General features: G+C 46.7%; 22 protein-coding genes. 10 read left to right on the top strand and 12 right to left on the bottom strand.

Annotated features, from left to right (window positions below):
* Positions 1-2: 2 nt before the first annotated feature.
* On the bottom strand, positions 3-1,355 hold the full coding sequence (locus tag EKM92_RS07985; RefSeq protein ID WP_125709635.1) for an MFS transporter: 1,353 nt from the start codon (positions 1,353-1,355) through the stop codon (positions 3-5).
* 89 nt (positions 1,356-1,444) lie between these two features.
* Here EKM92_RS07985 and EKM92_RS07990 point away from each other — a divergent pair, with 89 nt between their 5' ends.
* Entirely contained in the window at positions 1,445-2,302 is an 858-nt protein-coding gene (locus EKM92_RS07990; protein ID WP_125709637.1) for a LysR family transcriptional regulator, read from the top strand.
* Between the two features lie 39 nt (positions 2,303-2,341).
* Here the strand turns inward: EKM92_RS07990 and EKM92_RS07995 are convergent, their stop codons facing one another.
* Genes EKM92_RS07995 through EKM92_RS08010 form a run of 4 tightly spaced genes read right to left on the bottom strand, consistent with a single transcriptional unit; the run spans position 2,342 to position 5,384 of the window.
* Entirely contained in the window at positions 2,342-3,358 is a 1,017-nt protein-coding gene (locus EKM92_RS07995) for an alpha/beta hydrolase (RefSeq protein WP_125709638.1), read from the bottom strand.
* 59 nt (positions 3,359-3,417) lie between these two features.
* The gene (locus EKM92_RS08000; protein WP_125709640.1) at positions 3,418-4,062 is read right to left on the bottom strand and encodes an NAD(P)H-binding protein; all 645 of its coding nucleotides are present in this window, start codon (positions 4,060-4,062) and stop codon (positions 3,418-3,420) included.
* Positions 4,063-4,075: 13 nt separating this feature from the next.
* Positions 4,076-4,819, bottom strand: coding sequence for an SDR family oxidoreductase (locus tag EKM92_RS08005; RefSeq protein WP_125709642.1), 744 nt, complete (start codon positions 4,817-4,819; stop codon positions 4,076-4,078).
* The gene (locus tag EKM92_RS08010) at positions 4,806-5,384 is read right to left on the bottom strand and encodes a DapH/DapD/GlmU-related protein (RefSeq protein ID WP_125709644.1); all 579 of its coding nucleotides are present in this window, start codon (positions 5,382-5,384) and stop codon (positions 4,806-4,808) included. The genes EKM92_RS08005 and EKM92_RS08010 overlap by 14 nt, the downstream gene beginning before the upstream one ends.
* Positions 5,385-5,490: 106 nt before the next feature.
* Between EKM92_RS08010 and EKM92_RS08015 the strand changes: the two genes are divergently transcribed.
* The gene (locus EKM92_RS08015) at positions 5,491-6,372 is read left to right on the top strand and encodes a LysR family transcriptional regulator (protein ID WP_125709702.1); all 882 of its coding nucleotides are present in this window, start codon (positions 5,491-5,493) and stop codon (positions 6,370-6,372) included.
* Here EKM92_RS08015 and EKM92_RS08020 read toward each other — a convergent pair.
* Entirely contained in the window at positions 6,366-7,217 is an 852-nt protein-coding gene (locus EKM92_RS08020; RefSeq protein WP_125709646.1) for an aldo/keto reductase, read from the bottom strand. The two genes, EKM92_RS08015 and EKM92_RS08020, sit on opposite strands and share 7 nt — an antisense overlap.
* A gap of 326 nt (positions 7,218-7,543) precedes the next feature.
* On the opposite strand from EKM92_RS08020, the gene EKM92_RS08025 reads away from it, so the two are divergent.
* Positions 7,544-8,680 (top strand): MFS transporter, encoded by a 1,137-nt coding sequence (locus EKM92_RS08025; protein WP_225420752.1) that lies wholly within the window; start codon positions 7,544-7,546, stop codon positions 8,678-8,680.
* 9 nt (positions 8,681-8,689) lie between these two features.
* A complete protein-coding gene (locus EKM92_RS08030) occupies positions 8,690-9,166 on the top strand; it encodes a MerR family transcriptional regulator (RefSeq protein ID WP_125709649.1) in 477 nt (158 codons plus the stop codon).
* A 47-nt stretch (positions 9,167-9,213) separates the two neighbouring features.
* Here the strand turns inward: EKM92_RS08030 and EKM92_RS08035 are convergent, their stop codons facing one another.
* Positions 9,214-12,948 (bottom strand): MMPL family transporter, encoded by a 3,735-nt coding sequence (locus EKM92_RS08035; RefSeq protein ID WP_125709652.1) that lies wholly within the window; start codon positions 12,946-12,948, stop codon positions 9,214-9,216.
* A gap of 15 nt (positions 12,949-12,963) precedes the next feature.
* A complete protein-coding gene (locus tag EKM92_RS08040) occupies positions 12,964-14,022 on the bottom strand; it encodes an amidohydrolase family protein (protein ID WP_125709654.1) in 1,059 nt (352 codons plus the stop codon).
* A 220-nt stretch (positions 14,023-14,242) separates the two neighbouring features.
* Between EKM92_RS08040 and EKM92_RS08045 the strand changes: the two genes are divergently transcribed.
* A complete protein-coding gene (locus EKM92_RS08045; protein ID WP_125709656.1) occupies positions 14,243-14,848 on the top strand; it encodes a TetR/AcrR family transcriptional regulator in 606 nt (201 codons plus the stop codon).
* Positions 14,849-15,026: 178 nt separating this feature from the next.
* Here the strand turns inward: EKM92_RS08045 and EKM92_RS08050 are convergent, their stop codons facing one another.
* Both EKM92_RS08050 and EKM92_RS08055 read right to left on the bottom strand, forming a co-directional pair.
* Positions 15,027-16,706, bottom strand: coding sequence for an ABC transporter ATP-binding protein (locus EKM92_RS08050; RefSeq protein WP_164509941.1), 1,680 nt, complete (start codon positions 16,704-16,706; stop codon positions 15,027-15,029).
* A gap of 105 nt (positions 16,707-16,811) precedes the next feature.
* Positions 16,812-17,378 (bottom strand): cadmium resistance transporter, encoded by a 567-nt coding sequence (locus EKM92_RS08055; protein ID WP_125709660.1) that lies wholly within the window; start codon positions 17,376-17,378, stop codon positions 16,812-16,814.
* A 188-nt stretch (positions 17,379-17,566) separates the two neighbouring features.
* Between EKM92_RS08055 and EKM92_RS08060 the strand changes: the two genes are divergently transcribed.
* Together EKM92_RS08060 and EKM92_RS08065 are read left to right on the top strand one after the other, a co-directional pair.
* Complete coding sequence (locus EKM92_RS08060; protein WP_125709662.1) at positions 17,567-18,328, top strand: sunset domain-containing protein; 762 nt, start codon at positions 17,567-17,569, stop codon at positions 18,326-18,328.
* A gap of 9 nt (positions 18,329-18,337) precedes the next feature.
* The gene (locus EKM92_RS08065) at positions 18,338-19,261 is read left to right on the top strand and encodes a DNA/RNA non-specific endonuclease (RefSeq protein ID WP_225420754.1); all 924 of its coding nucleotides are present in this window, start codon (positions 18,338-18,340) and stop codon (positions 19,259-19,261) included.
* A gap of 152 nt (positions 19,262-19,413) precedes the next feature.
* On the opposite strand, the gene EKM92_RS08070 is transcribed toward EKM92_RS08065, so the two are convergent.
* Both EKM92_RS08070 and EKM92_RS08075 read right to left on the bottom strand, forming a co-directional pair.
* Positions 19,414-19,767, bottom strand: a complete 354-nt coding sequence (locus EKM92_RS08070; RefSeq protein WP_125709664.1) for a PTS sugar transporter subunit IIB — start codon at positions 19,765-19,767, stop codon at positions 19,414-19,416.
* Between the two features lie 39 nt (positions 19,768-19,806).
* Positions 19,807-20,196 carry a tautomerase family protein gene (locus EKM92_RS08075; RefSeq protein WP_125709666.1) on the bottom strand — a complete coding sequence of 130 codons (390 nt, stop codon included), beginning with the start codon at positions 20,194-20,196 and terminating at the stop codon, positions 19,807-19,809.
* Between the two features lie 103 nt (positions 20,197-20,299).
* On the opposite strand from EKM92_RS08075, the gene EKM92_RS08080 reads away from it, so the two are divergent.
* The 3 genes from EKM92_RS08080 (at position 20,300) to EKM92_RS08090 (ending at position 22,799) form a co-directional block, all read left to right on the top strand.
* Positions 20,300-21,040 (top strand): LysR family transcriptional regulator, encoded by a 741-nt coding sequence (locus tag EKM92_RS08080; protein WP_125709668.1) that lies wholly within the window; start codon positions 20,300-20,302, stop codon positions 21,038-21,040.
* A 68-nt stretch (positions 21,041-21,108) separates the two neighbouring features.
* On the top strand, positions 21,109-21,915 hold the full coding sequence (locus EKM92_RS08085; RefSeq protein ID WP_125709670.1) for a Cof-type HAD-IIB family hydrolase: 807 nt from the start codon (positions 21,109-21,111) through the stop codon (positions 21,913-21,915).
* An 11-nt stretch (positions 21,916-21,926) separates the two neighbouring features.
* Positions 21,927-22,799 carry an AraC family transcriptional regulator gene (locus tag EKM92_RS08090; protein ID WP_125709672.1) on the top strand — a complete coding sequence of 291 codons (873 nt, stop codon included), beginning with the start codon at positions 21,927-21,929 and terminating at the stop codon, positions 22,797-22,799.
* Positions 22,800-22,851: the final 52 nt, after the last annotated feature.

Below are 22,851 nucleotides of genomic sequence, written 5' to 3' on the forward strand. Positions count from 1 at the left end.
ATTTATCCTTTCTGTTTTGGCATGAAGCAGACTGCAATAATGCTGACCGCCATTAATGCGGCAACGAGCAATGTCGCGGTATTGAATTGATGGACGAAGGGGACGATTTTACCAGTGATCGATACCACGACGGCAACCCCAACGGCACCGCCGATTTGATGAAGCATGTTGACGACGCCAGAGGCTGCACCAGATTCACTGGCAGTGGTGTTGGCAACGCCAGCAACGGTCAACGGACTTAACGCCAACCCTTGCCCCGCACCAGTTAAAATCATCGGCAACGCTAAGCCGATCAAATAATTGGGCCAAACGCGGAATAACTGCATACTGAGCAACCCGACAAAGGTGAGGCTGACGCCGATCAGCAACACGCGACGATTACCGAATTTTTTAGTCAGTGGCGCGACTTGCAAGGCGACGATGAAGTTAACGACAGTCAAAGGAATAAACATGAACGCTGTCGTCAATGGTGAAAAGCCTAACACTCGTTGCATTGCTTGAGGGGTGAAATACCAAAAGGTCATCATCGCAGCGAGATAAAAGAAGCGACCAATGTAAGCGGTGAGACGTTCGCGGTCCGCAAATAAACGCAGTGGCATCATTGGATTTTTAGTTTTGGCTTCACGGAGAATGAAAGTGGCGATGAACAACACCGCGATGACTAAACTCAAACCTTGGGCGACGCTACCGACTAAAGCGTAAACCAATGCGACGATGCCAACGACTGATAAAATCGTCCCAGGTAAATCCAACGTTCCTGATTTTGTTTGCTGGGAACTGTGAACAAAGCGTAAAGATCCTAATAACATCACCAGAGAAATTGGCACATTGATCAAAAAGCCGATCCGCCAAGTCCAAAGACTCGCGCATAAGCCACCGAGAATTAATCCGGCAGCAGCGCCTAGACCTGCAGTTGACCCATATAATGCGATTGCACGGGTCCGCGTTTCACCAGTGTAAGTGTCCATCAACAACGCTAACGATGTCGGTGCGAGGATCGCAGAACCGAGACCTTGAAACGCTCGCGCTGGGATCATCACTGCTAAACTTGGGGCAATGCTGACAAATAAAGAGCCAAGTCCAAAGATCACCAGGCCGGCATTGAAAATATTTTTCCGACCAAAAATGTCGCCGGCGCGGCCGCCGAATAGTAAGAAGCCACCGAAGGTCAACGCATAAGCATTGCTGACCCATGAGAGTTGTGATTGGTTGAGACCAAATTCTTGAGCAATTTTAACGCTTCCGGTGAAAATAATTGAATTGTCTAAAATGATCATGAAGTAGCTGATAATAATAATCGGTAAGATGATCCCGAAGCTGGTTTTCACAGCTTGAGCAGTGGTATTAGTTTGCATGAGCATGTCCTTTCTGTTTGGCATGCTCTTAGTTTATGTTAGAATTAGTCATCACTCAATTTCGCAATTCATGATGTGGAGATAACCAAATGATGATGAACCGCAACTTGGAGATTTTTATTAAAGTCGCTGAACTCGAAAGTATCACCAAAGCTGCAAAGTTGATGTACATTACGCAACCTGCAGTTTCCAACGCGATTAAAAAACTGGAAGAAGAACTGAATGTCTCGTTGTTCTTCCGTGATAAGCGCAGTGGGTTAACCCTAACGCCAGTCGGTAAAGAAATTTTAGCGTTAGCGCAAGAAATGGCAAATGTCGATAATCGGATTTCGCAAGCAGCCCTGGCGGCTAATCAAATTGTCGGCGGCCGCATCACTGTGGGTTCGATGCCGTTTCTCACTTCGACGCTGTTGACTAAGGCGTTAGGTGTGTTTCGACTGCGTTATCCGAGTGTGGAAATCGATTTGCGAGAAGCCAATCCCAATGAATTACTCGAGTTAGTGGGGCATCATCAAGTCGACTTTGCGTTGACTGCGGCACCGTTTGGCCCGTTTGAAGCGCGGCAGGTGATGACTGATTACATTGTTGCCGCTTTTCCGCCTGGTGAAAAAGCACCGAAACATTTCGATTTAGCGACGAACGAAGCGCCGTTGTTGTTGAATCAAGCCGCGTTAGAAACTATTTTAGATAATGCCGATCGCAGTCGTGCAGCTATCTCGAATCGTATTGTCGTGCAAAATGTGGAATCAGAAATCGAAATGGTCGCAGCTGGTTTGGGCATCGGGATTATGTCAGCATTGCCGCTTGCAAGTTTAGGTCAAGGGCTGAAAAGTTGTCCGGTAAAGCCTGAGATCAGCTTTGACGTGGGGATGATCGCTACAGACTTTGAGCAATTGTCACCAGCCGCTAAAGCGTTGTGCGATATTGTTGAAGAAGTCAGCGCCTGATGAAAAACGCATGCCAGAATGTTGGCATGCGTTTTGAGGTTAATTGAGTTGTGTTTGGAAGAATGTGCTGAGTTTTTCAAATGGAATCAGTTCTGTGCGATCATATAAATCCACATGGCCAGCACCATTCACTTGGTAAAGTTCTTTCGGCTCACTGGCCTGCGCGTAAGCATCCTCACTGAAATTTAACGACATCGCGTGATCACCAGCGATGAACAACAACGGTCGTGGGGCGATGGTTGCAATGTCTGCTAATGAATAGAAGTTCAATAACTTAGCAAAAGTTGTTAACGTGGGGTGCGTGGTGGTTGCTGCAGCGCCGCGTTGCGTACGGTAAAAGTCGAAGAATTCAGTCGAGAAGGCATCTGAATTTTCATCGATGGTTTCAGGTGTGCCAGAGGTGTAGGCAATCTCGCCACCCGCTGCTTCAACATTACGTTGTTGCGAGGCTTGATCGACCATTTCGTGGTTTCCCATCATGTCGCGCATCCCACGAGCGACAGCGCCCATATCTGTTAAGCTTACCGTCGCGATTGCTTTTAGGCGGGTATCGATTTTTGCTTCGTTGATCGCAAAGCTACCAGAAGCGCAGATCCCTAATACGCCGATTTTTTCGGCATCCACAAAGGCGAGTTGCCCAAGATAATCAGCACCTGCAGAAAAGCTTTCTGAATATAAATCTGGGGCCATGGCATTGCGCAAACGGCCTTCGCTTTCACCCCAAAACACCTGATCAAAGGCTAATGCAATTAAGCCTGCTTCGGCCATTTTCGTGGCGTAAAGGTTTGCCGCTTGCTCTTTAACAGCACCGTTGGGGGCACCGACCACGATTGCAGCGTGTTGAATCGTAAAGTCGAGGTCTTTGGGTGTGAACAAATTGCCAGCAAGTTGCATGCCATAGACATTGGAGAAGGTGACAGCTTGTTGATCGACTTGTGGGCTGGTATACCAATTATTGGCGCCGTGATGTTGATCGCCTGTGGGTAAATCTGGATTGCGAGTCGCAACATTTTGTTCACCGGCTAAATATCTTGGGTCATTCATGAAATCTGTCATATTCATTTCTCCATTCAGTTGTGACACTGCCGAATTGTTCCCCTAGTTGTGATTATACGCTAATACCAGGCAGGTTTGTCACCGTCAGTATGCGGTTTGTTCAAGCCGATGCTGGTGTTGGGATAAAGGCTAGGCGTTTTGATCAATCGCACGATCATGTCGGCGACGCTTTGACGAGAAACTTCAGTACCTTTGAAAGGTTCATCTGCTTGAGTGATTTCATAATCGATTTCTTCGTGATCAGTCAACCACGCCGGACGCAGTTGCGTGGTGTTGATATCAGGAAATTGTTTGATCAAGTGATCGGATTCACGAAAACCTGGGAGATAAGCGGCGATTGCTTGTTCATTCCATTCACCGAATTTGCCAGGCACTTCATGTATTGCCCCTAATGCAGAATAGAAAATCAAACGCGTGCGATGCGTTTGCTGCATGGCATTGAGCACCGCTTGGGTGGATTTTGCTAAGTCGATGCCACCAAGATTGGAGTAGACCACATCACTATCCGCCATTGCTTGCTTTAACGCTTCAAGATCTTGAGCATCGCCTTCGATCAACGTCACCCGTGCATTGTCAGCATAGCGATTTAATCGTTGCGCGTTGCGTAAGAATAAAACTAGCTCGTGATCGGTTTCAGCGAGTAAACGATCGATCACAAGTTGTGCTGTGCCGCCGTGCGCACCGAGAATTAAAATTTTAGTCACAATAAAACCCCTGTTACCAAGGTTGGTCAGTAGGACCAACCGTGAATTCATTGACATTCGTGTCGTCTGGCATGTCGATGGCAAATGATACGACTTTAGCGATGCGATCAGCGCCGATTTCATACGTATCATACATTTCCTGCATGCCTTTGGCTGTGGCTTCATCAGTGGTGGTGGTCAATAATTCAGTTTTAATGGCGGCAGGATAAATGGTTGCGGTGCGAATATGGCTGCCTTCTTGGGCAGCTTCCATCCGCAGCACTTCCATTAAATCGCGGACTGCCCACTTGGTTGCGCCATACACCGCACCGCCAGGATATGCTTTCAAACCGGCAACTGAGCTGGTCGCAATGAAGTGACCAGACTTTTTGGCTTTGAAGATCGGTAGTGCTGCGGCGATACCGTTTAAAACCCCTTTGATGTTAACGTCGACCATGCGATTCCATTCATCGACATGTAAAGCAGACAATGGCGAGTTAGGCATCAACCCCGCATTTAAAAACATTACATCGATGCCACCAAAAGCATCTTGGGCCAATTGGATCAGATTCTCATTGTCTTCTGGGCGCACAACATCCGTTACGCGATAAACCGCTTGACCACCTGCGGCGATGATTTCATCGGTTAACGCCTTAAGTTTTTCTTCGCGGCGAGCACCGAGCACCACTTTGGCCCCTTGGCTTGCTAATAATTTTGCGGTTTCAGCGCCGATACCGCTGGAAGCGCCGGTGATGACAACGACTTTATTTTTGATCATAATTTTTCTCTCCTGTATGAATGTTGCGAATAAATTTTGCTGGAACGCCTGCGACTAAGGTGTTGGCGGCCACATCTTTGGTGACGACTGCACCGGCGGCGACGATAGCATTTTCGCCAATGGTCACACCGGGAACGACGGTGACGTTGGCACCTAGCCACGCGCCTGATTTGATGTGGACGGATTTTAAGACTAAGTCACGGCGATGGGCAGGGTCTTCGTTGTGATTGACTGAAATCAACGTGACCCGTGGACCAAGGAGGACGTCATCGTCAATAGTGATGCCACCGAGATCGACGAAGAAATTCTCACGATTGATGAAGACCCGCTCACCGATTTGAGTGTGACGACCGAAATCGGTTTGAAAAGGGGGATTGAGAGTTGCGCTTTGGGGAAATTCACTTCCCAGAATTTTTCCCATGATTTCACGACGCTTTGCCTCAGTGGTGGCTTGATTCAATTGAATCAAGTCATTCCCGGTTTCAGCGACGATTTGATCAACTGCTTTGGATGTTTCGCCACCCCAAGCCACTGGACCGGCATCGATCAATTTATCTAAGTCCATCTTGATGACCTCCTTGTTGATGTGTTTATCTTAAAACCAGCGACGCCCTATGTCTAATACTTAGATTGGATGATATACTATGCGTAAAACGTATGGAGATGCGAAAATGGAATTACGCGTGTTGCGATATTTTCTAATGGTGGTCAATGAACGTAATATCTCTCGAGCTGCCGAGCAACTGCATGTGTCTCAACCCACGATCTCACGCCAACTCAAGGACTTGGAAGCCGAACTTGGCATCAGTTTGTTTGAACGTGGCAGTCGCCAAATCGAATTGACTGAAGCAGGGGAGTATTTTGCCAATCAAGCGCGACAAATTGTTCTGCTTGCAGATAAAACTGTCGCAAATGTCAATCAAACCCAAGCAATCACCGGAAGCATCTTGATCGGCAGCGCCGAAGCCCCGATGATGACCACCGTTGCTAAAGCCATCGCTCAACTCGGACAAACGGCACCAAATGTTCGCGTGGGGATCTATAGCACTGATGCTAACGATGTGGGACAACGGTTGAAAGCCGGTATCTTTGATTTTGGTGTGGTGATGGAGCCGACGGAAAAAAACGATAATGACTTTCTTCGCTTACCTGGGACGACAGCTTGGGGAGTGCTGGTCCGACGAGATTCGCCTTTAGCTTCAAAGCATGCGCTAGCGGTTTCAGATCTGGTCGATCAGCGAGTGATCATGTCACAACAACAAGGTAGTATCGCGTTATTAGATGATTGGATCGGGACCAGCGATGTGCAACTCAATACCGTCGCCACGTATAATTTGCTGTATAATGCGTCGATCATGGTGGCAGCAGGCGTTGGGATCGCGTTGTGTTTAGATGGCATTATCAATACCGCACAATCAGATCTACGCTTTATCCCGTTGGCGCCGCGCTTGGAAGCCAAAGCCAGTTTGATTTGGCCGAAGCATTCGCCATTGTCGCCTGCCGCGACGGCATTTTTAAAGGAATTACGGGAGTTGTTGCCTAGCGATCATTGAACAAAGGTGAGGTTGTGGAGGCGATAAGCTTCTTTGCAAGTGGCGATATCTAAAATCAATGGTTTGCCAGTATCAAGCGCATTGATTTGTTGCATGTCACCCTCGGTTAAGTGAAAGTCATCGACCGCAAAGTTTTGGCGAATACGGGCGAGGTGCACCGATTTAGGAATTGCGATGATCCCTGATTGCATCAACCAACGCAAGGTGACTTGGGCCGGAGTCTTGTGATATTGGTCACCGATCGCAGTTAATGTCGAATCTGTGAATAAGTGATGTTGGCCTTCTGCAAAAGGTGCCCAAGCCATTGGCGAGATGCGATATTTCGCCATTAAGGCTTGTACCTCGCGACGTTGTGAAAAAGGATGCAGCTCGATTTGGTTGACTGCTGGAACAATATCGAATGATTCGATCAAGTCGACGAGCCGATCAGGTAGGAAGTTGCAAACGCCGATCGCACGAATTTTTCCTGCTTGATACAAGTCTTGCATCGCCCGCCAACTGCCAAAGTAGTCGCCATAAGGCATATGAATGAGATACAAATCGAGATAGTCGGTTTGCAGATTGTCCAAGGTCTTTTGAAATGACGCCATGGTTTGCTCGTAGCCTGCATCTTGGATCCATACTTTGCTGGAAATAAAAATATCTTCGCGGGCGATCCCTGATTTCGCGATCGCTTTGCCGACTGCTTGTTCGTTTCCGTAGCATGCGGCAGTATCGATCAAGCGATAACCAGTTTGCAGGGCATCCAAAACGCTTTGTTCGCACTGGATTAAATCGTCGATTTGAAAGACGCCGAAGCCGAGTTGTGGCATCGTGACGCCGTTGTTAAGTTGAAGTTGATTCATGAGTTGACCTCCATAAGTGATTCGTTGACTAGCTTACGGAGAACGCCAGACAATGTCTAATACTTAGATTAAACAGATAAGTATACATTTAGGTTATAACGCATCCAAAAACACCTCGGATCGCGGCTGATCCAAGGTGTTTGAGGTTATTCGAATGGCTCGTCATATCACAAGGAGTTGCCATCGGGATCTAGTAGTGTGTCAACCGCCTGAAGGTTTCCTCAGTATTGCTGATGAACAGACTCAAAGTAAATTGAAAACTTTTCCTTGCCTTAAACCTATGTTGAAGGTCTAATCTCTATTTTGCACATGAAAAGGAGATTATGATGACAACAAAAAAATTCCCATTAGCAGGTTTGATTGCATTAGCTTTATCCGGATTCTTAGCGATCATGACCGAAACGTTACCTGCTGGATTACTGCCTGAAATTTCGCAAAGTTTAAATATCACTACTGGTGCTGCCGGTCAATTGGTGACGTTATATGCATTTGGTTCGATCCTCGCGGCAATTCCTGTAATCGGCGCAACGAAAAGCTGGACGCGTAAGCATTTGTTTATGACTGCGATTGCCGGATTTTTTTTATTTAATACCTTAACGGCAATCTCAAATGCCTACTGGTTGACACTCATTGCGCGTTTTATGGTCGGTATTGCTGCCGGTGTGGTGTGGGGGATGTTAGCTGGGTACGCTCGGCGGATGGTTTCAGAAGCGCTTGCCGGTCGGGCGATGGCAATTGCTTTAGTGGGGACTCCAGTGGCATTATCCTTTGGTGTCCCAGCAGGCACTTGGTTAGGCAACTTAGTCGGTTGGCATGCAGTATTTGGCATCATGTCAGGCTTTGCCGCGTTATTATTTGTTTTTGTCTGGGGAGTATTACCGGACTTTGCTGGCGTGAAAGGTAATGCCGAGGTCACTTATCGCGCGGTTTGGCAAACCAAAGGCGTTCGCCCATTATTGTTGGTGACCTTGTTTTGGCTAGGCGCGCATAATATCTTTTATACGTATATTGCGCCTTTTCTCGCCACTCGCCATATCCAACATGTCGATGTGACATTATTGATTTTTGGTATCGCCGCACTGGTTTCAATCATCTTGACAGGGATCTGGATCGATCAACATTTGCGGCCATTAGCAGTGGCGTCATTGGGCAGTTTCGTGATTGTAGCCGTTTTATTAGCGATTGTCCATGACCCTGTAGTGACGAATATTCTGGTCGGCGTGTGGGGGTTATCATTTGGTGGTGCGGCCACCTTGTTGCAAACAGCACTAGGTCAGCGTGTGAACAACGACGCCTTGGATCTAGTGATGTCGTTAAACGCCACAGTGTGGAATATTTCAATCGCCGGTGCTGGTATGATCGGTGGGTTGCTGGTCCAAAGCGGACATGTCATACTGATCCCATGGTTAGTCGCAGTGATGGCAATGTTCGGGTGGTTGATCGTCATCAAACACCTGAAATAGGAGGACAATATGACTTATCGAATCGGTGAAGTGGCTAAAAAATTAGGCATTTCAACTTCTGCGTTGCGTTTCTACGACGCCCATGGATTATTACCTTTTGTTCAGCGTGATGCGCAAGGAAACCGCGAATTCACCGATAATGATTTGAACTATTTGGATGTTATTACTGTGTTGAAAAAAAGTGGGGTCCCAGTGGCAACAATTGCTGATTTCATCAAGTTGTGTATGCAAGGGGATGACACGCTAGTGCAACGCTATGCTTATCTCGAAGATACTGAGCAAGCGTTAGATGAACAGATCCGCGCCTTAAAGCGCCAAAAAGCCTTTTTGAAATTCAAACAATGGTACTACCAAACTGCCATTGAGGCTGGGACAGAGACGATTCACTTTAAAGCTGGCACCCATGATTTTGACCCTGAAGCCAAACGTGAGTATCTGCGGTTGCATCCTGAAGCTGTTGACTTTGCTCATTTTGTAGAAGACTAAAAAAATCCGCTGCAAGGATTCAACTTGCAGCGGATTTTATTGTTCAATTAATCTTTTTTCCGATCGTAAGTCAAAGTGATGCCTGCAGACATGGTGATCGGCAACACAAAGACTAAGATCGTCAGGCCGATCATCACTGCGATCGCGACTTGAATCAAGGTCAACACACCGGATGGCATTAACGCTGCGAAAGTCCCACCTAAGATGATCGCCGCAGAGATCACGACAGCACCGATGACACCGGCTGCTTGGGTGATGGCAACGCGAGGTCTTGATTCAACCCCGAATTCGCGATATTTCATCATTAAGAAAATACTGTAGTCAACGCCTAATGCGATCAACATGATGAAAGCAAAGAATGGGGTGGTCCAAGTCAAGTGTGGCTGACCTAAGATCACTGTGCTTAAACCGCGAGTGATGGTCAATGAAGCAAAGTAAGCAAACAACAAGCTTAACAAGATATAAACCGGTTGAAGCAACGAATGGGTGACGAAGATCAACGCAATGGCGATCCCAATCACCATGATCGCTGCGGTGCGCATGAAGTCGCTGGTGGCCACAGTCTTGGTATCAGAGGTGAAGGAAGTTTGGCCGCCGACTGCGACTTTTGCATCTTTCAAGCTGGTGCCTTTAAGTTGATTCTTCACTTCTTTTTGCAAACTGTTGACCTTGCTCAAGGCTTCAGTAGAAGAAGGATCAGCTTTTAACACGACAGTTAATTGCGTGGCGGTTTGATCTTTAGATAAGTATTGATCAAGTGCCGGTTTGAAGGCTTTGCTCTTCAACGTGGCTTTGGGAATGTAGAATTCTTTTGCCGTCGTCGATTGTTTCAAACCAGTCAAATAACTGTTTGCGTGGGTGACGCCAGTGTTGATCTGGGTCAAACCGCTAGTCGCAGCGCCTAAGCCAGTTTGCAAAGTTTTCATCTGGGTAGTCAATCCTGAAAGCGTGGTGTACATGGTTTGTTGCCCATCACGAACTTGGACTAAACCTGCAGTTAATGATGGGACAGAAGCGTTGAGTTGGTTAGCACCAGTTGTCAATTGTTGGGCACCGCTAGTTAAACTTCCAGAGTTAGCACTCACTTGACTGACCCCTGAAGCGACTGTGTTCACGCCAGTGACATATTGATCGACACCACTAGATAAGGTTGAAAGTTGTTGCGTCATGCTAGAATTGCTGATCGTTTGTGCGATCGTGGTTTGATCGGTTAAATCAACGCCTGAACCATTGACCCCTTGGTTGAGTTGCTGAGCAATGGCAACAGCGTCATTGGAATTCGACTGCAAAGTCTTTAAACCATTTTGTAATTGGGCAAAGGCAGTGGCCACTTGACCGAGTTGATCAGCTTGCGTGGACAAATCATCCGCTTGATCAAGCATGTTTTCAGCAGAATTCATCAAGGCTTTGGCATTGGTCAGTTCTGACTTTAATTCGTTGATCTCATCGTCAGAAGGTAAAACAGCAGCTAATTTGTTAAGTTGGGTGAGGTCAGGCATGGTGAAGTTGCTCGTTTGACTTGCCATTTCAGTCATTTGCGTCGTATTTTTTTGCAAATTATTGGCCAAGTTGGCATTGGCCTTCGTCAAAATGGTTTGTGCAGCTTGTTTAGACGCTGTTGACGCGCGGTCATCATCGATGATCGATTGCGCGGCAGTGATGATCGCACGTTCGGTACTAGTAGCGGCGATATTGCGCATCATCACTTGCGTCATTGAGGACTTCACGATATTTAACGTGGTTTGTAAAGCACTTGCTTTGGTTTGCAAGGTACTGAGATCAGTTTTCGCACTTTGCAGTTGGTCGATCAATTTCAATGCGGCATCCAGTTGCGGTTCCAACTTTTTGGCTGATGCTAATTGCGTGCGCATCGTTTCAGATTCTGATGCCAGCGTTGTTAATTGATTTTGCGCGGCACTCAGTTGATCAAGTGAACCAGTTTGACTAGATAATGCAGAATTGATTTGCGAGATCCCACCATTGATGCCAGTGGTATAAGCCGTTAAGCCCGCGACTGCTAATGGCAATTGCGATGTTTGTTGCGTCAGCGTTGAGATCCCAGCTGTCAATTCACCAGACTTATAAGAAAGTTGCGTGGTACCAGCGTTGATTTGCGCAACGGCATTAGTGTATTGGCCTAAACCATTTTGTAAGGTGTTAGCACCGGTTGCCAGTTGCGTGGTGCCACTGTGTAATTCGTTTGAACCATTGATCAATTGGTCAGTGCCAGAGATTAACTGTTTGACCCCGTCTAATCCGCTTTGCATATCAGCAGACGCCAATTGCGATTGTGCAGACTTTAAGCCGCTGTTGATTTGTGAAATACCGGCGTGGGCTTGACCCATCCCAGTAGTGACGGTGTTCAGTTGCTTTTTGACATATAAGCCTGAGATCTCGCTACCACCTGGTTGCGTTACTGACGTTACGGTTTTAATGTCAGGGTCTTGTTTGAGCTTACGGGTGAGTTGATCGATGACTTTCAAGGTTCCGTTGTTATTGAGTTTGTGATCAGATTGAATGTAAATCGTTGAAGGCTCGGCAGTCCCTTTGGAAAAATGCTTCTGGATCAGCTCAAAGCCTTGTTTGGCAGGCGCATTATCGCTTAATTCAACGACAGTGTCGTAATTCAAGTCGTTGTTGTAAAGCAACGCCACCGGTACTGCGCAACCGAGCATCAACAATACCGCGATGATTGGATGTAAGACTGATTTTGCAGATAACCACTGCCAAAGCTTGGAGTGGCTGGCACCGGAGAAATTCTTCACCGGCCAAAACATTTTCTCACCTAAAGTCGCCATGAAGAAAGGATTCAGCGTTAATAACACGAGCAGCAAAATCGCGATCCCAACGGCGACACCGACGGCTGAGCGATAAATCGAGAACTTCGCCAGGCCTAAGACGCTAAAGCCGATCAAAACAGATGATCCACTATATAAAATCGTGTGGCCAGCAACTTTGACTGCATGTTTCGTTGCTTCCAGCTTGTCGAGCCCTGACGCAAGTTCTTCTTTGAATTGGTCATACAATAAAATATTGTAATCCGTCCCGATCCCAAACAAAATCACGACCATGAACGCTTGGGTGAAAGCCGATAGCGGAAAGCCGAAGTGTTTAACTAGGTTCATCACCACACTTAAACTCGTCAACATGGCCACGCCGACAGCGGTCAGTGAGATCACCGGGACGATCGGTGAGCGGAAGACAATGATCAACACCACGAAAATGAAAATCGCGGCGATCACTTCGGTTTTTTGAATGCCGGCTTCAGTGGCTTCATTGAACGATTCGTTTAAAATATCTCCGCCAGTGACTGAAGTGGTGACGTTGTGGGTTTTGACGGCTTTGGTCAATTGATCCGTCATCGCTTGTACCGTGGTGTGCTTGCTGACCATCAATTGGACGATTTGGGTGGTGCCATCTTTAGAGACCAGCTGCTTTTTGGTTTCGGCGTTATCAGTTGGTGCCATGATACTGGTGATGTGATAACGTGAGCGATTGTTTTGTAGTTTCTCAATGGTGGCGTTGATGCTGGTTTGTTGCGCTTTGGTGAGTTTGTCGTCGCCATTAGAGAAAACGACTGCGACTTGACGAGCATTGCTTTGGCCTTTGCCCCATTTATTTTGAATTGCAGTGGCGACTTGGCTTTGCATGTTGGCAGGAATGGTGGTGTTGCCGTGGTCGCGCACTAAAGCGGTGATATTTGGCATGCCGATCATCGCTGCTAAGCACACCACTACCCAGACGATCAAAGCGGCGCCATGGTGTTTGAAGAACTTTTGCATATTGGGGGTTGCCTCCTAAAGGTGGAAAAGCTGCGTAGCGTTGTCAGTGAGGATCTCTTGTTTTAATTCAGGGGTCAAGATATCGGCGCCATTTATCATTTGGACGATCATGTCTAGCATCATTGGCACTTGTTGCAGTTTTTTGAAATGTTCGTAGAAATGATCGAATTTATGTGCTGTGGCTACCAATTGCCGCTTTTTGTCGGCTTTCGGATCTTCGGCGTTGGTGATCACACTGAGCAGTTGACTGGACAACGTTGCGCTAGTGTATGGAATGTCGCTACCGTATAAAATATGTTTTTCGTCGGTCAAGGTCATCAGCATCGGCAACTGCCGTGGGAATACCGCACCAGCAGTGTCGAAGTAGACATGTTTCATTGCCGCAAACATATCGGATTGATATTGTTCTTTGACAAACGTGGCATCGCGATCAGCGAGGATGCCTAAGAAGGCACCGGCATGTGGGACGATCAATTGAATGTCTGGGAAGCGATCGAAGAAGTGATATTTCAACAAGTTCATGAACGTCATCGTGGTATCGATGAAAAAGCCCATTAATGGCGTCGGCATGTCGATATTCACATTCATCGGCAACGCTGCTGGTTGATTAGGATGCAACGCCACGACGGCATGGGCATCATTGAGGCGTTGGTACACTTCATCAAAAATCGGGGTCCCAAAGTAAATGCCGCGGGTGTTGGTCGGTACCGTGAAGCCGCGAGCGCGATGTTTCAACGCCCAGTCGATTTCTGCGACGGATTCGCTAGTGTAAGGCAAAGGCAGTGAAGCTAAGTACCCGAGTTGATCAGGATGGGCAATGCTGAGTTGTTCGCCTTCAACATTTGATTGCCGCGCGATTTCTAACGTTTCCGCTTTGTCGCCGAAGTTGAAATGTGGCGAAGACAATGACAATAGTGAATAGCTGATATGGTTTTTGGCCATGAAGTTCAAAGTGGTCGCCGGCTTCCATGATGGCGTTGGCCAACCATCAGGATCACCTGGAATGTGGCGGTTTAAAGCGTCGGTATAAATTTTAGGTAAGTAGTGTGTGTGAACGTCGATAATGTCTGACATGATAAAACCCTCTTTTTTAAAATGAACACGCTGTTGATTACAATAGCTAGCTTACGACCAGCAGTGCGAGGGAACAATCATCAATATTTTCAGAAATGTTGAGTTAAATGTCATGAAACGCTGAAAGGCCGATCGCGATAGGATTTTAACTCAACACGTTGTTGATTTAATTTTTTTGAACGGGCATACTAAAAACGAAAAATAAAAGGAGCGTGCCCATATGCATCAAAAAGTTCTCGAAACAGAAGCAGCGATCCAAGCAGCGTTCATTGAATTACTGCAAACCAAATCTTTTGAAAAAATCTCCGTCAGCGATATCACCAAACTTGCGCACATCAATCGCGGGACCTTTTATCTGCATTATGTGGATAAGTATGCGCTGCTCGATCATTATGAAAATCGCCTGATCGATCAGATCCAAGACTATTTCACGCATGACTTTGAAGGCACGATGACTTATCAATCAGTGAAAGAAAATGGCGTGTACACTTATCCGGTGGTGCAAAAAACCGTTGGCTTCATTCACCAAGAATTTGCGTTGTGGCAAGCATTGCTCGGCCTTAATGGTGACCCGCGATTTGAACTCAAGCTCAAGCGCATCATGAAACAAGCCATCAGCAATGGTTTAGATCGCGTCAAAGGTGATATTTCAGTGACGCGCTACATTCCAGAAGCTTATGCCTGGGAATTAATTATTTCGGGGATGTTTACCATTATTAAAACGTGGCTGCAAGAAGCAGTGCCGCAAAGCCCTGAGCAAATTGCTGACATTATGATGAAGACGCGTTTTTTAAGCCCATACGACTTATTAGGGATCAAAGATTAAAAAGAGACCAAGACATCATCAAAGGCAACAAAATAATCACGACAATTACAAGATTGTACGAGCCATACGCAACGCATTTGCGTAGAAGGCGCCTGCCAAGCAAATCCTAAGTTCGGGATTTACTCGTCAGGCGCCTTCTACTCTATGCGAAGTTCGCGTATGTCTCAGCTACTTTGAATTATCTCAAGTTTAATGTGCGTAAGGATTGAATCACTGCGTCATCGTGAAGCCGACCTTGAGCGATGACTTTGCCATGTGACAAGACGATGATCTCATCGGCTTTAGCAAAGGTAGCCGCATCATATTGATGTGTGATCAAGACGAATCCTTGCGCCATATTGAAAAGGTCGTTTTGTAGTTGTGCCGCAATATGCGGATCAAGGCCAGTAGTCAATTCATCGAAAAGCATAAATTGGTAATCTCTCAAAAACAGTCTAGATAATGCTAATCGCTGTTTTTCACCACCGGATAACAGCGGCGTTTCTGACGAAATTTGATCGTTGAGGTCATGATGGCTTAACCACGGTCCCAAACCCGCCTGGCGTAAAGCTTGCGTGACTGCGAGATCAGATGGTGTTGGATCGAACAAGGTGACATTATCTCGAACACTTGCGGCAAAGATATCAGGCTTTTGCGTCATCATCCCTAGAGAGTGATAGACGATTCCGCGATTGTATTGTGTGAGCGGCTGACCATATAGTCGTGACTTACCGCTGGTGGGCATGAGCTCCCCAAGCAACATGCGCATTAACGTGGTTTTGCCGCTACCACTAGCACCTACCACAAGATATTTTTGATCAGGCGCAAAATGCAGACTAACATCTTTGAGCAAATGTTGCTCATCCACTTCATAATTGACATGATCAAGGGTCAAGAAATCGGCGCTTGCTGGCAAGGAAGTGGTTTGAACAAGCGTCAATGCGCCATCGTCAGGACTGTTCAATTCAACTTCAAGTGCTTGGGCTTGTTTGCGTCCACCATAGAACTCTGCCAGTAATTCCGTCAGCATCGCCATCGGCCAATTGAATAAGCTGGCTAATTGTGAAAATGCCACCAATTGGCCTAACGTGATCGTCCCTTGGCGGACAAAATATGCTCCTAGTAGCCATGCGCCGAGATACATCACATCACCTAAGAAATCTGAGATCCCACTGGTAATTTTTTGCACACGTTGATCATGGATAGTGGCTTTTTGAACTGCGAAGCTTTGTCGATCGTGAAGGCGCGCAAATGGTGGAGTCGATAAGGCGTATTGAATGGTGGTAAAGCCTGAAAGCATGTCCGTCACGGCACTGGTATAGTGTTCGATGGTGTTGACGACTTCAGATTTCGCTGATTCGAGCCATTGCTTCACTAAAAATGGGAAAATCAAAGCTGGCACACTTAATAATGCGACGCCAATGGTGATCACTGGGTTGATCAGAAAAGTCCCTAACACGGCCAAAATCAGTAAACTGACCAAATAAATCGCCCGCAAAATCACATGGAAATAACTTTCCGTGACCACATCGACTTGTTTGGTAAGCTGGGCGACGTATTGGCCAACTTGTTTTTGGTGAAAATGCAACGGGCGCAATTTGTGGTAATGGGCAAACAAGTCTGCGCGCAGTTCACGACCAATTCTAGCTGGCAATGATTCATTCATATATTTTGCAGCCCCATCACTTAAGGCTTGGATGACCAAATAAGTGATCACTGCAGGCACTGCCAAGGCGAAACTAAGCTGACTGGCACCAGTGGCAATGTCGGTGATCAACTGCAAGACGTAAGCATAAGCCACTAACACTGCCGCAGCTAAAATACTGACTAAGGTAGCAAAAGTCAAACGCCAAGGGTGACGAAATAAATACTTGAGCATGTTCATTCCATAAAAAAAGCCTCGAATAGATTCCGCGGCCAATTATCCTTCGTTTCTATTTACGTGCAGAATACCACAAACGCTTTCAGTGGCGCAACATAAGGCTCAAATCCAACTGATCAGTTGATGGATCAACCCACTATCCCAAAAGACATAACAGCCGATCAGAACGTAACACACTTTCATCAGCGGTTCCCCGAAGCGATTCACGACGCGAGTGACTGCGGGAATTTCTGCAATTTCGCGGATCAACCACACGACGATAATGGTGAGGATGCTGATAAAGCCTAAGGTGATGCCAAATTGTACCCATGACTCTCCGGCTAACACTGGTAAGAAAATTGCGAGATTACAGCCAGCACACACAGATAAATAAGTGATCAACACAGTGACCACCGGCGCGTGGACGCTGTGTTTTTGCATGCCGTTGTCATCGTCATCATGTAACGCCATGTAAATCGGCAAAATTCCTAAAATGCCGAGTGCCCATTCAGGCAGGAACGTCGCTAAAGTTTTGCCAACTAGAAAACTGGAGGTCATCAAGATCAAGATCCCCAGCCAATACCCCAGTAGCACTTGATTAAAGCGGTATTCCTTGAGTAAAAACAACAAAATAAAGAAAAAGTCCAAATTCACACTGAGAAATGTCAGTGCTAATACCCAATAGTTCATTGATCTCCCTACTTTCACGGTTTCTAGTATAAACACTGAAAATGTGGGATTCAAGGAAAAGTTAGTCGTGCCTGAAACTGAACTGACGATCAGTTTTGAAAGAATTTCATGAGAGTTGGCGTGGTTGTGCTATTCGTGCTCCAGAATATTAGGTATGATAAAAGCAACACTGATGGAGGAGTGAAGAAATGAATAATGTGTTTACGATCATCGTGATCGCAAGCTTTTTTGCTGCGTTGTATTTTGGCGGGCGCTTTGGAATGACCAAAGTGAAGCATTTGCCGAGTCGATCATTTGGACGCAACGGTTTGATCAGCGTTGGGGTATTGGTGATCAGTTTTATCGGGTTGGTGGTCACCGCACCAACCACTAATTTGACGCCGGCACAAGCAACTACGAAGATCCGCCAAGCAATGAAGTTAGATCAAACGCTTGATGCCAAAGCCGATGCTGCTGACAAGCGCTACACCAAGCTCAGCAAGCAAAAGCGTTTGTTGTTAGCACAAGTCAAAAAAGCTGAAAAAGCCAAAACTAAGGCTGAAGATCAACGCGATGCTACCAGCAGCTCGATCGCAACGGCTGAATCTAAACAAGCAGAATCTGAAAGTATTGCCGCGTCATCAAGTTCTGCTGCTGCTTCTTCTCGTGCAGAAGAAGCCAGCCGCCAAGCTGCAAGTGCTTCTAGTCAGGCCGCAGTACAAGCGAGTCAAGCCGCAGCCGCAGCCAGTCAAGCTGCCGCCACTCGCGCTGCTGCCAACACCAATCACACGGCGCCAGTGAATAACGGTGATATGACCACAGGCAGTGTCCAAAAAATCGTCGGCAATGTCAATTCCCACATTTATCATGTGCCAGGTCAAGCCAGTTATCGCATGAATTCCGCCAACGCGGTATATTTTGACACCGAACAACAAGCCATCGCTGCGGGTTACCGCAAGTCGCTGCGCTAGGGGGAGCACATGGAAAAATTACTCACTGCCTTATTAATGACTGCTGCGATCCTCACTGGTTGCGGGCAAAAAACCGCGAGTGATGCGCAAGTTAGTTCACTGAAACACATCACCAAAGTCAACAAATCTGAATCACGTGCGGTTTCTTCTAAGACTGAAGCTAACACCGATTTAGAAGCCGACATTTCCAGTTTACAAAAGCGTTTGAACCGCGACCACGACAAAGCAAAAACTGCTTCAGAAGATGAAGCCGAGTTAAAGTCCTCAGCTGCAAAAGTCAACAGCGAAGTGTCTGCGAAGTCCGCTTCTGAAGCCAAACAAGCAGCGTCTCAAGCCAAAGCTCAAGCGACAGCAAACAACGAGAACCTCGCGAATCGTAATTACGCAGGCCAACAAGAAATTACTATCAATTCTGATAATCCAGGTTTTTCACAAGCAGACTTATCGACTGCCAGTGGTGCTTGGGAGCGTTATACTGATCTCGACAACTTAAACCGTGCCGTCGATGCCAACGCCTTGTTAAATCAAAGCTTGATGCCGACTGCTAAACGCGAAGGCCTCACTTGGGATCCAACTGGTTGGCATAACAAACGCACTGCCCATGGCTGGTTGTACAACCGTAGTCACTTGATCGGGTTTCAGTTAAGCGGGGAAAACAACAACCCCAAGAACTTGATCACAGGGACCATGTCGTTGAATAACCCGTTGATGTTAGCCCATGAAATGGATATTGCCGCTTACTTGAAAGCCTCTAGCAGCCATTATGTGCGCTATGAAGTCAAACCTTGGTATCGCGGCAACGAACTGGTGGCCCGCGGGGTGCAAATGCGTGCACAAAGTCTTGGGGATAACACGATTCACTTCAACGTTTATATTTTCAACGTGGAATCTGGTTACACCATCGATTACGCCACTGGATATAGCACGAACTAAATCTGCACGAAAAAACGTGGCTGAGACATACGCGAACTTAGCATAGAGTAGAAGGCGCCTGCCGAGTAAATCCCGAACTTAGGATTTGCTTGGCAGGCGCCTTCTACGTAAATGCGTTGCGTATGGCTCGTACAATCTCGTAATTGTCGTGTTTATTTTGATACCTTTAATGATGTCTTGGACTCGTTTTTATGTGCGTTCATTAAGTTGATGGCGATGGCCATGATCGCTTCACCGTTCATGGTGCCGTATTCGTGATTTGGCATCACCGTCATCGGCAAGTCAAAACCTTCTGCAGCAGATTGAATCTGACTAAGCATAAAACGAATTTGCGGTCCGATCAATAAGACATCAGGTTGTTCCTTAAGCAGGCGATTGCGAATGTCGGCGGCAGGGCGGGCGACGATGGTGTCGGCGCGGCCGAGATCGCGAGACGCTTGTTGCATCCGTTTGGCAAGAATCGAGGTGGACATCCCACCAGCACACATCAGTAAGATTTTTGACATCGCGATGCCTCCTTTGTATCCGCTTTATTTTACCGCTAATCAGCCGTGGATGTAACGAAATTCTTGCGTTAAGCCGCCGTAACCCCAAGAATCTGAGGCGACGTCTTGCAACACAATGTAGCTAGTGGGTTGAACATTCGGCAAAAGTGTCGCCATTTGTTGATAAGCGGCTTTGACAAAGGCGGCTTTATCATCGCGGGAGTTGGTTGAACTGGTGATTTTAATTTCAATGAAAAAACTTGATTGATCCGTTTTTAACGATTGTCCGCTGATAAACCATTGTTTTGGGTCTTGAAATTGAACATCGACAGCAGCGACAGCGGCATTCTTCCCTAAAGTGGTGATCGCAAGCTTCGTTAACATGGTCGCAACTTGTTGCGCTGACACGCTTTGGTCAGCAGTCGCGATACGTACTCTTAAATATGGCATCTGATTATTCCTCCTGAATGACTTTAATATAGAAGTTTCACCGGCTTTCCGGAATGATCAAATCATGTTATGGTTATCGTAAATTGTGATAAGGGGGTGCATCATGCAATTACAAGATCTCACTGTGTTTCAAAAGTTGTATCAATTGCGTTCGATCAATCAAACTGCGACGGCACTAGGGTTTGCGCAGTCGAATATCTCAGCACGGTTGAAAGTGATCGAGTCAGAATTTGGCGTGCAGTTGTTTAAGCGGACACCACAAGGAATCGTGCCAACGCCTTCAGGAAATCAGTTTGCTGAATATGCTGATGAGGTGTGCCGAGCGACGCAACAACTTCGCGCAAATTTTGAAACGCAAGCTAACAAGCCGAAGATCTTGATCTCAAGCTTGCTATTTGATTATTTAGTCGTCGAAAAACAAGCTTACACTTTAGAACAAGCCGAGTATGAAATGACCAGTTCTACCGAAATGAACAACTTAACTTTTTGCGATGCTGCCCAAGTGATCAGCTATGCGCCATTTCATGTGCGCGGCTATCACAAACATCACCGCGATCAACTGAGTGCATGTTTTATGCAAGGCGTACAAGCAGATCCAGAAGCGTTGCCGATTTTAGTGAATGCAGATCAGCAATGCCCGTTTCGTCAGCGTAGTTTGAAATTTGCGTCGCGCCGAGCGCAACCAGTACAAGAAATTGATTCTTGGTCTAGCATTATGCAACTCGTCGAACAAGGACAAGGTGTGGCGTTGTTACCAAAATATTTATCCAAGGCTCACCACTTCGCCATTGCTTGGCCGACCCACCACTACCATATTCCTTATACGATTTGGACAAAACTGTGACCTTTTGCTTCGAAATTTGTCCGATCAGCGTTACTGGGTATGATATCCTGACCAAGAGGTGAACACATATGATTAAAATCATTGCGATCGACATTGACGACACATTATTGACGAGTCAACAACAACTGCATCCTACGACGGTTCAAGCGATTCATGACGCGCACGCCCAAGGCATTAAAGTGGTGTTGTGTTCAGGACGACCGCTAGCTGGATTATTGCCATGGCTACAACAACTGTGTATTGATGGTCCAGATGAATATGTGGTGTCTTACAATGGTGGAATCGTGCAAAGCGTGTCAGGAAAAGTCATCTCCAAGCATTTGTTGGATAATGCGACTTATCGCAGGCTTTTTGAATTTGCGAAATTACACAGCGTCCCGTTCAACGTGTTAGATGATGAAAGCAACATTTATACTGCAGATCGCGATGTGAACTGGGTGATCGTGGCACAAGCTGCCGAGAATTCAGCAGGTATGTTTATTCGCACACCTGATGAACTGCCTGAAGATTTTACCATTACTAAAGGCTTGTTTGTTGGGGATCCTGAACAACTTGATGCCATTCAACCTGCTGTTGAACGTGAATTCTCTGATTGTTATGTTGTCCGTGCCGGCCAGCCATTTCTAGAAGTGATGCACGCCAATGTCAATAAAGGTGCTGGGTTACATGCTTTGGCCCAAGCACTGAACGTCACCGCTGATGAAGTCATGGCGATCGGCGACGAAAGCAATGATATTCCGATGTTTGATTATGCCGGGTGCGCTGTGGCAATGGGCAATGGTTCTGATGCCGCTAAAGCCCATGCTGATCATGTGGTGGCAACCAATGATGAAGGCGGCGTGGCCCAAGCGATTCGCGAGTATGCGTTGAAATAAGGAGGCGTCACATGGGCGTGGTATATGAACAAGTGCAGCAAATGCCGCGGTTACCATTTAAATATTATGTGCATGATCCCTTAACCAATATTGATGTGGCGCCGCATTGGCATCCAGAAATTGAATTGAATTTTTTGGTCAGCGGCGGAGATTTGACTTTTGTCGCCAATGGGCACACCACGATTTATCACCCAGGCGACGTGTGGGCGATCAATCGCCGCGTCAGCCATAGTGCCAAAGGCGATCCCACTAAGTTATGGGATGAGTTTGGGTTGATCATCGATGAAAAATTTCTACAAACGCGCATGCCGGCGTCAGCAAATTGGTTTTTACATTTGCAAGGTGGCCAGTCGGCGGCGCTAGCACCAGAAGCTTATGTTGAATTTAAAAAGCATTTCTTGGCGATCCGCTCAGAAATCACTGGCGGGTTATCGGATAATGCGCGGTTGATGGTGTTGAGTCATTTTTACGCGATGCTCGTGATTTTAGATGAGCATTTTGCCACGGCGATGAGTGCGCAAGACATTACGCCGAATGCTAATCTCGTCGATGCGGTGATGGTGAAGATCAACCGCGACTTTGCCGACGCGTTAACCAGTGCTCAGCTCGCCAAAGATTTTCATGTGTCGCAAACGACCTTGAATCAACAATTCAATCAAGCGTTGCAAATGCCAGTCAATCAATATTTGCGCCAAGTGCGATTGATCAATGCCCGGCGGATGTTGTTAGAATCGGATGCTACCATCGATTACATCGCCACACAAACTGGTTTTGGCAGTGTGAAAAGCCTGATGCGGAACTTCAAAGCGTGGAAACAAGTGACGCCGACGGCTTATCGACAAGCGGCACGCGATCATCCTAATTTTGACACCAATTGCTTTTAAAAATGACCACTACTTATCAATAATATTGGTATGATACCTCTTGTAAGCCACT

The organism is Lacticaseibacillus porcinae, from assembly GCF_003946305.1.
GTDB classification, from domain to species: domain Bacteria; phylum Bacillota; class Bacilli; order Lactobacillales; family Lactobacillaceae; genus Lacticaseibacillus; species Lacticaseibacillus porcinae.

Coding starts and splice junctions, on each gene's coding strand:
- EKM92_RS07985 (WP_125709635.1), bottom strand. CDS start 1,355: ATGCAAACTAATACCACTGCTCAAGCTGTGAAAACCAGCTTCGGGATC.
- EKM92_RS07990 (WP_125709637.1), top strand. CDS start 1,445: ATGATGATGAACCGCAACTTGGAGATTTTTATTAAAGTCGCTGAACTC.
- EKM92_RS07995 (WP_125709638.1), bottom strand. CDS start 3,358: ATGACAGATTTCATGAATGACCCAAGATATTTAGCCGGTGAACAAAAT.
- EKM92_RS08005 (WP_125709642.1), bottom strand. CDS start 4,819: ATGATCAAAAATAAAGTCGTTGTCATCACCGGCGCTTCCAGCGGTATC.
- EKM92_RS08010 (WP_125709644.1), bottom strand. CDS start 5,384: ATGGACTTAGATAAATTGATCGATGCCGGTCCAGTGGCTTGGGGTGGC.
- EKM92_RS08015 (WP_125709702.1), top strand. CDS start 5,491: ATGGAATTACGCGTGTTGCGATATTTTCTAATGGTGGTCAATGAACGT.
- EKM92_RS08020 (WP_125709646.1), bottom strand. CDS start 7,217: ATGAATCAACTTCAACTTAACAACGGCGTCACGATGCCACAACTCGGC.
- EKM92_RS08025 (WP_225420752.1), top strand. CDS start 7,544: ATGACAACAAAAAAATTCCCATTAGCAGGTTTGATTGCATTAGCTTTA.
- EKM92_RS08030 (WP_125709649.1), top strand. CDS start 8,690: ATGACTTATCGAATCGGTGAAGTGGCTAAAAAATTAGGCATTTCAACT.
- EKM92_RS08035 (WP_125709652.1), bottom strand. CDS start 12,948: ATGCAAAAGTTCTTCAAACACCATGGCGCCGCTTTGATCGTCTGGGTA.
- EKM92_RS08040 (WP_125709654.1), bottom strand. CDS start 14,022: ATGTCAGACATTATCGACGTTCACACACACTACTTACCTAAAATTTAT.
- EKM92_RS08045 (WP_125709656.1), top strand. CDS start 14,243: ATGCATCAAAAAGTTCTCGAAACAGAAGCAGCGATCCAAGCAGCGTTC.
- EKM92_RS08050 (WP_164509941.1), bottom strand. CDS start 16,706: ATGCTCAAGTATTTATTTCGTCACCCTTGGCGTTTGACTTTTGCTACC.
- EKM92_RS08055 (WP_125709660.1), bottom strand. CDS start 17,378: ATGAACTATTGGGTATTAGCACTGACATTTCTCAGTGTGAATTTGGAC.
- EKM92_RS08060 (WP_125709662.1), top strand. CDS start 17,567: ATGAATAATGTGTTTACGATCATCGTGATCGCAAGCTTTTTTGCTGCG.
- EKM92_RS08065 (WP_225420754.1), top strand. CDS start 18,338: ATGGAAAAATTACTCACTGCCTTATTAATGACTGCTGCGATCCTCACT.
- EKM92_RS08070 (WP_125709664.1), bottom strand. CDS start 19,767: ATGTCAAAAATCTTACTGATGTGTGCTGGTGGGATGTCCACCTCGATT.
- EKM92_RS08075 (WP_125709666.1), bottom strand. CDS start 20,196: ATGCCATATTTAAGAGTACGTATCGCGACTGCTGACCAAAGCGTGTCA.
- EKM92_RS08080 (WP_125709668.1), top strand. CDS start 20,300: ATGCAATTACAAGATCTCACTGTGTTTCAAAAGTTGTATCAATTGCGT.
- EKM92_RS08085 (WP_125709670.1), top strand. CDS start 21,109: ATGATTAAAATCATTGCGATCGACATTGACGACACATTATTGACGAGT.
- EKM92_RS08090 (WP_125709672.1), top strand. CDS start 21,927: ATGGGCGTGGTATATGAACAAGTGCAGCAAATGCCGCGGTTACCATTT.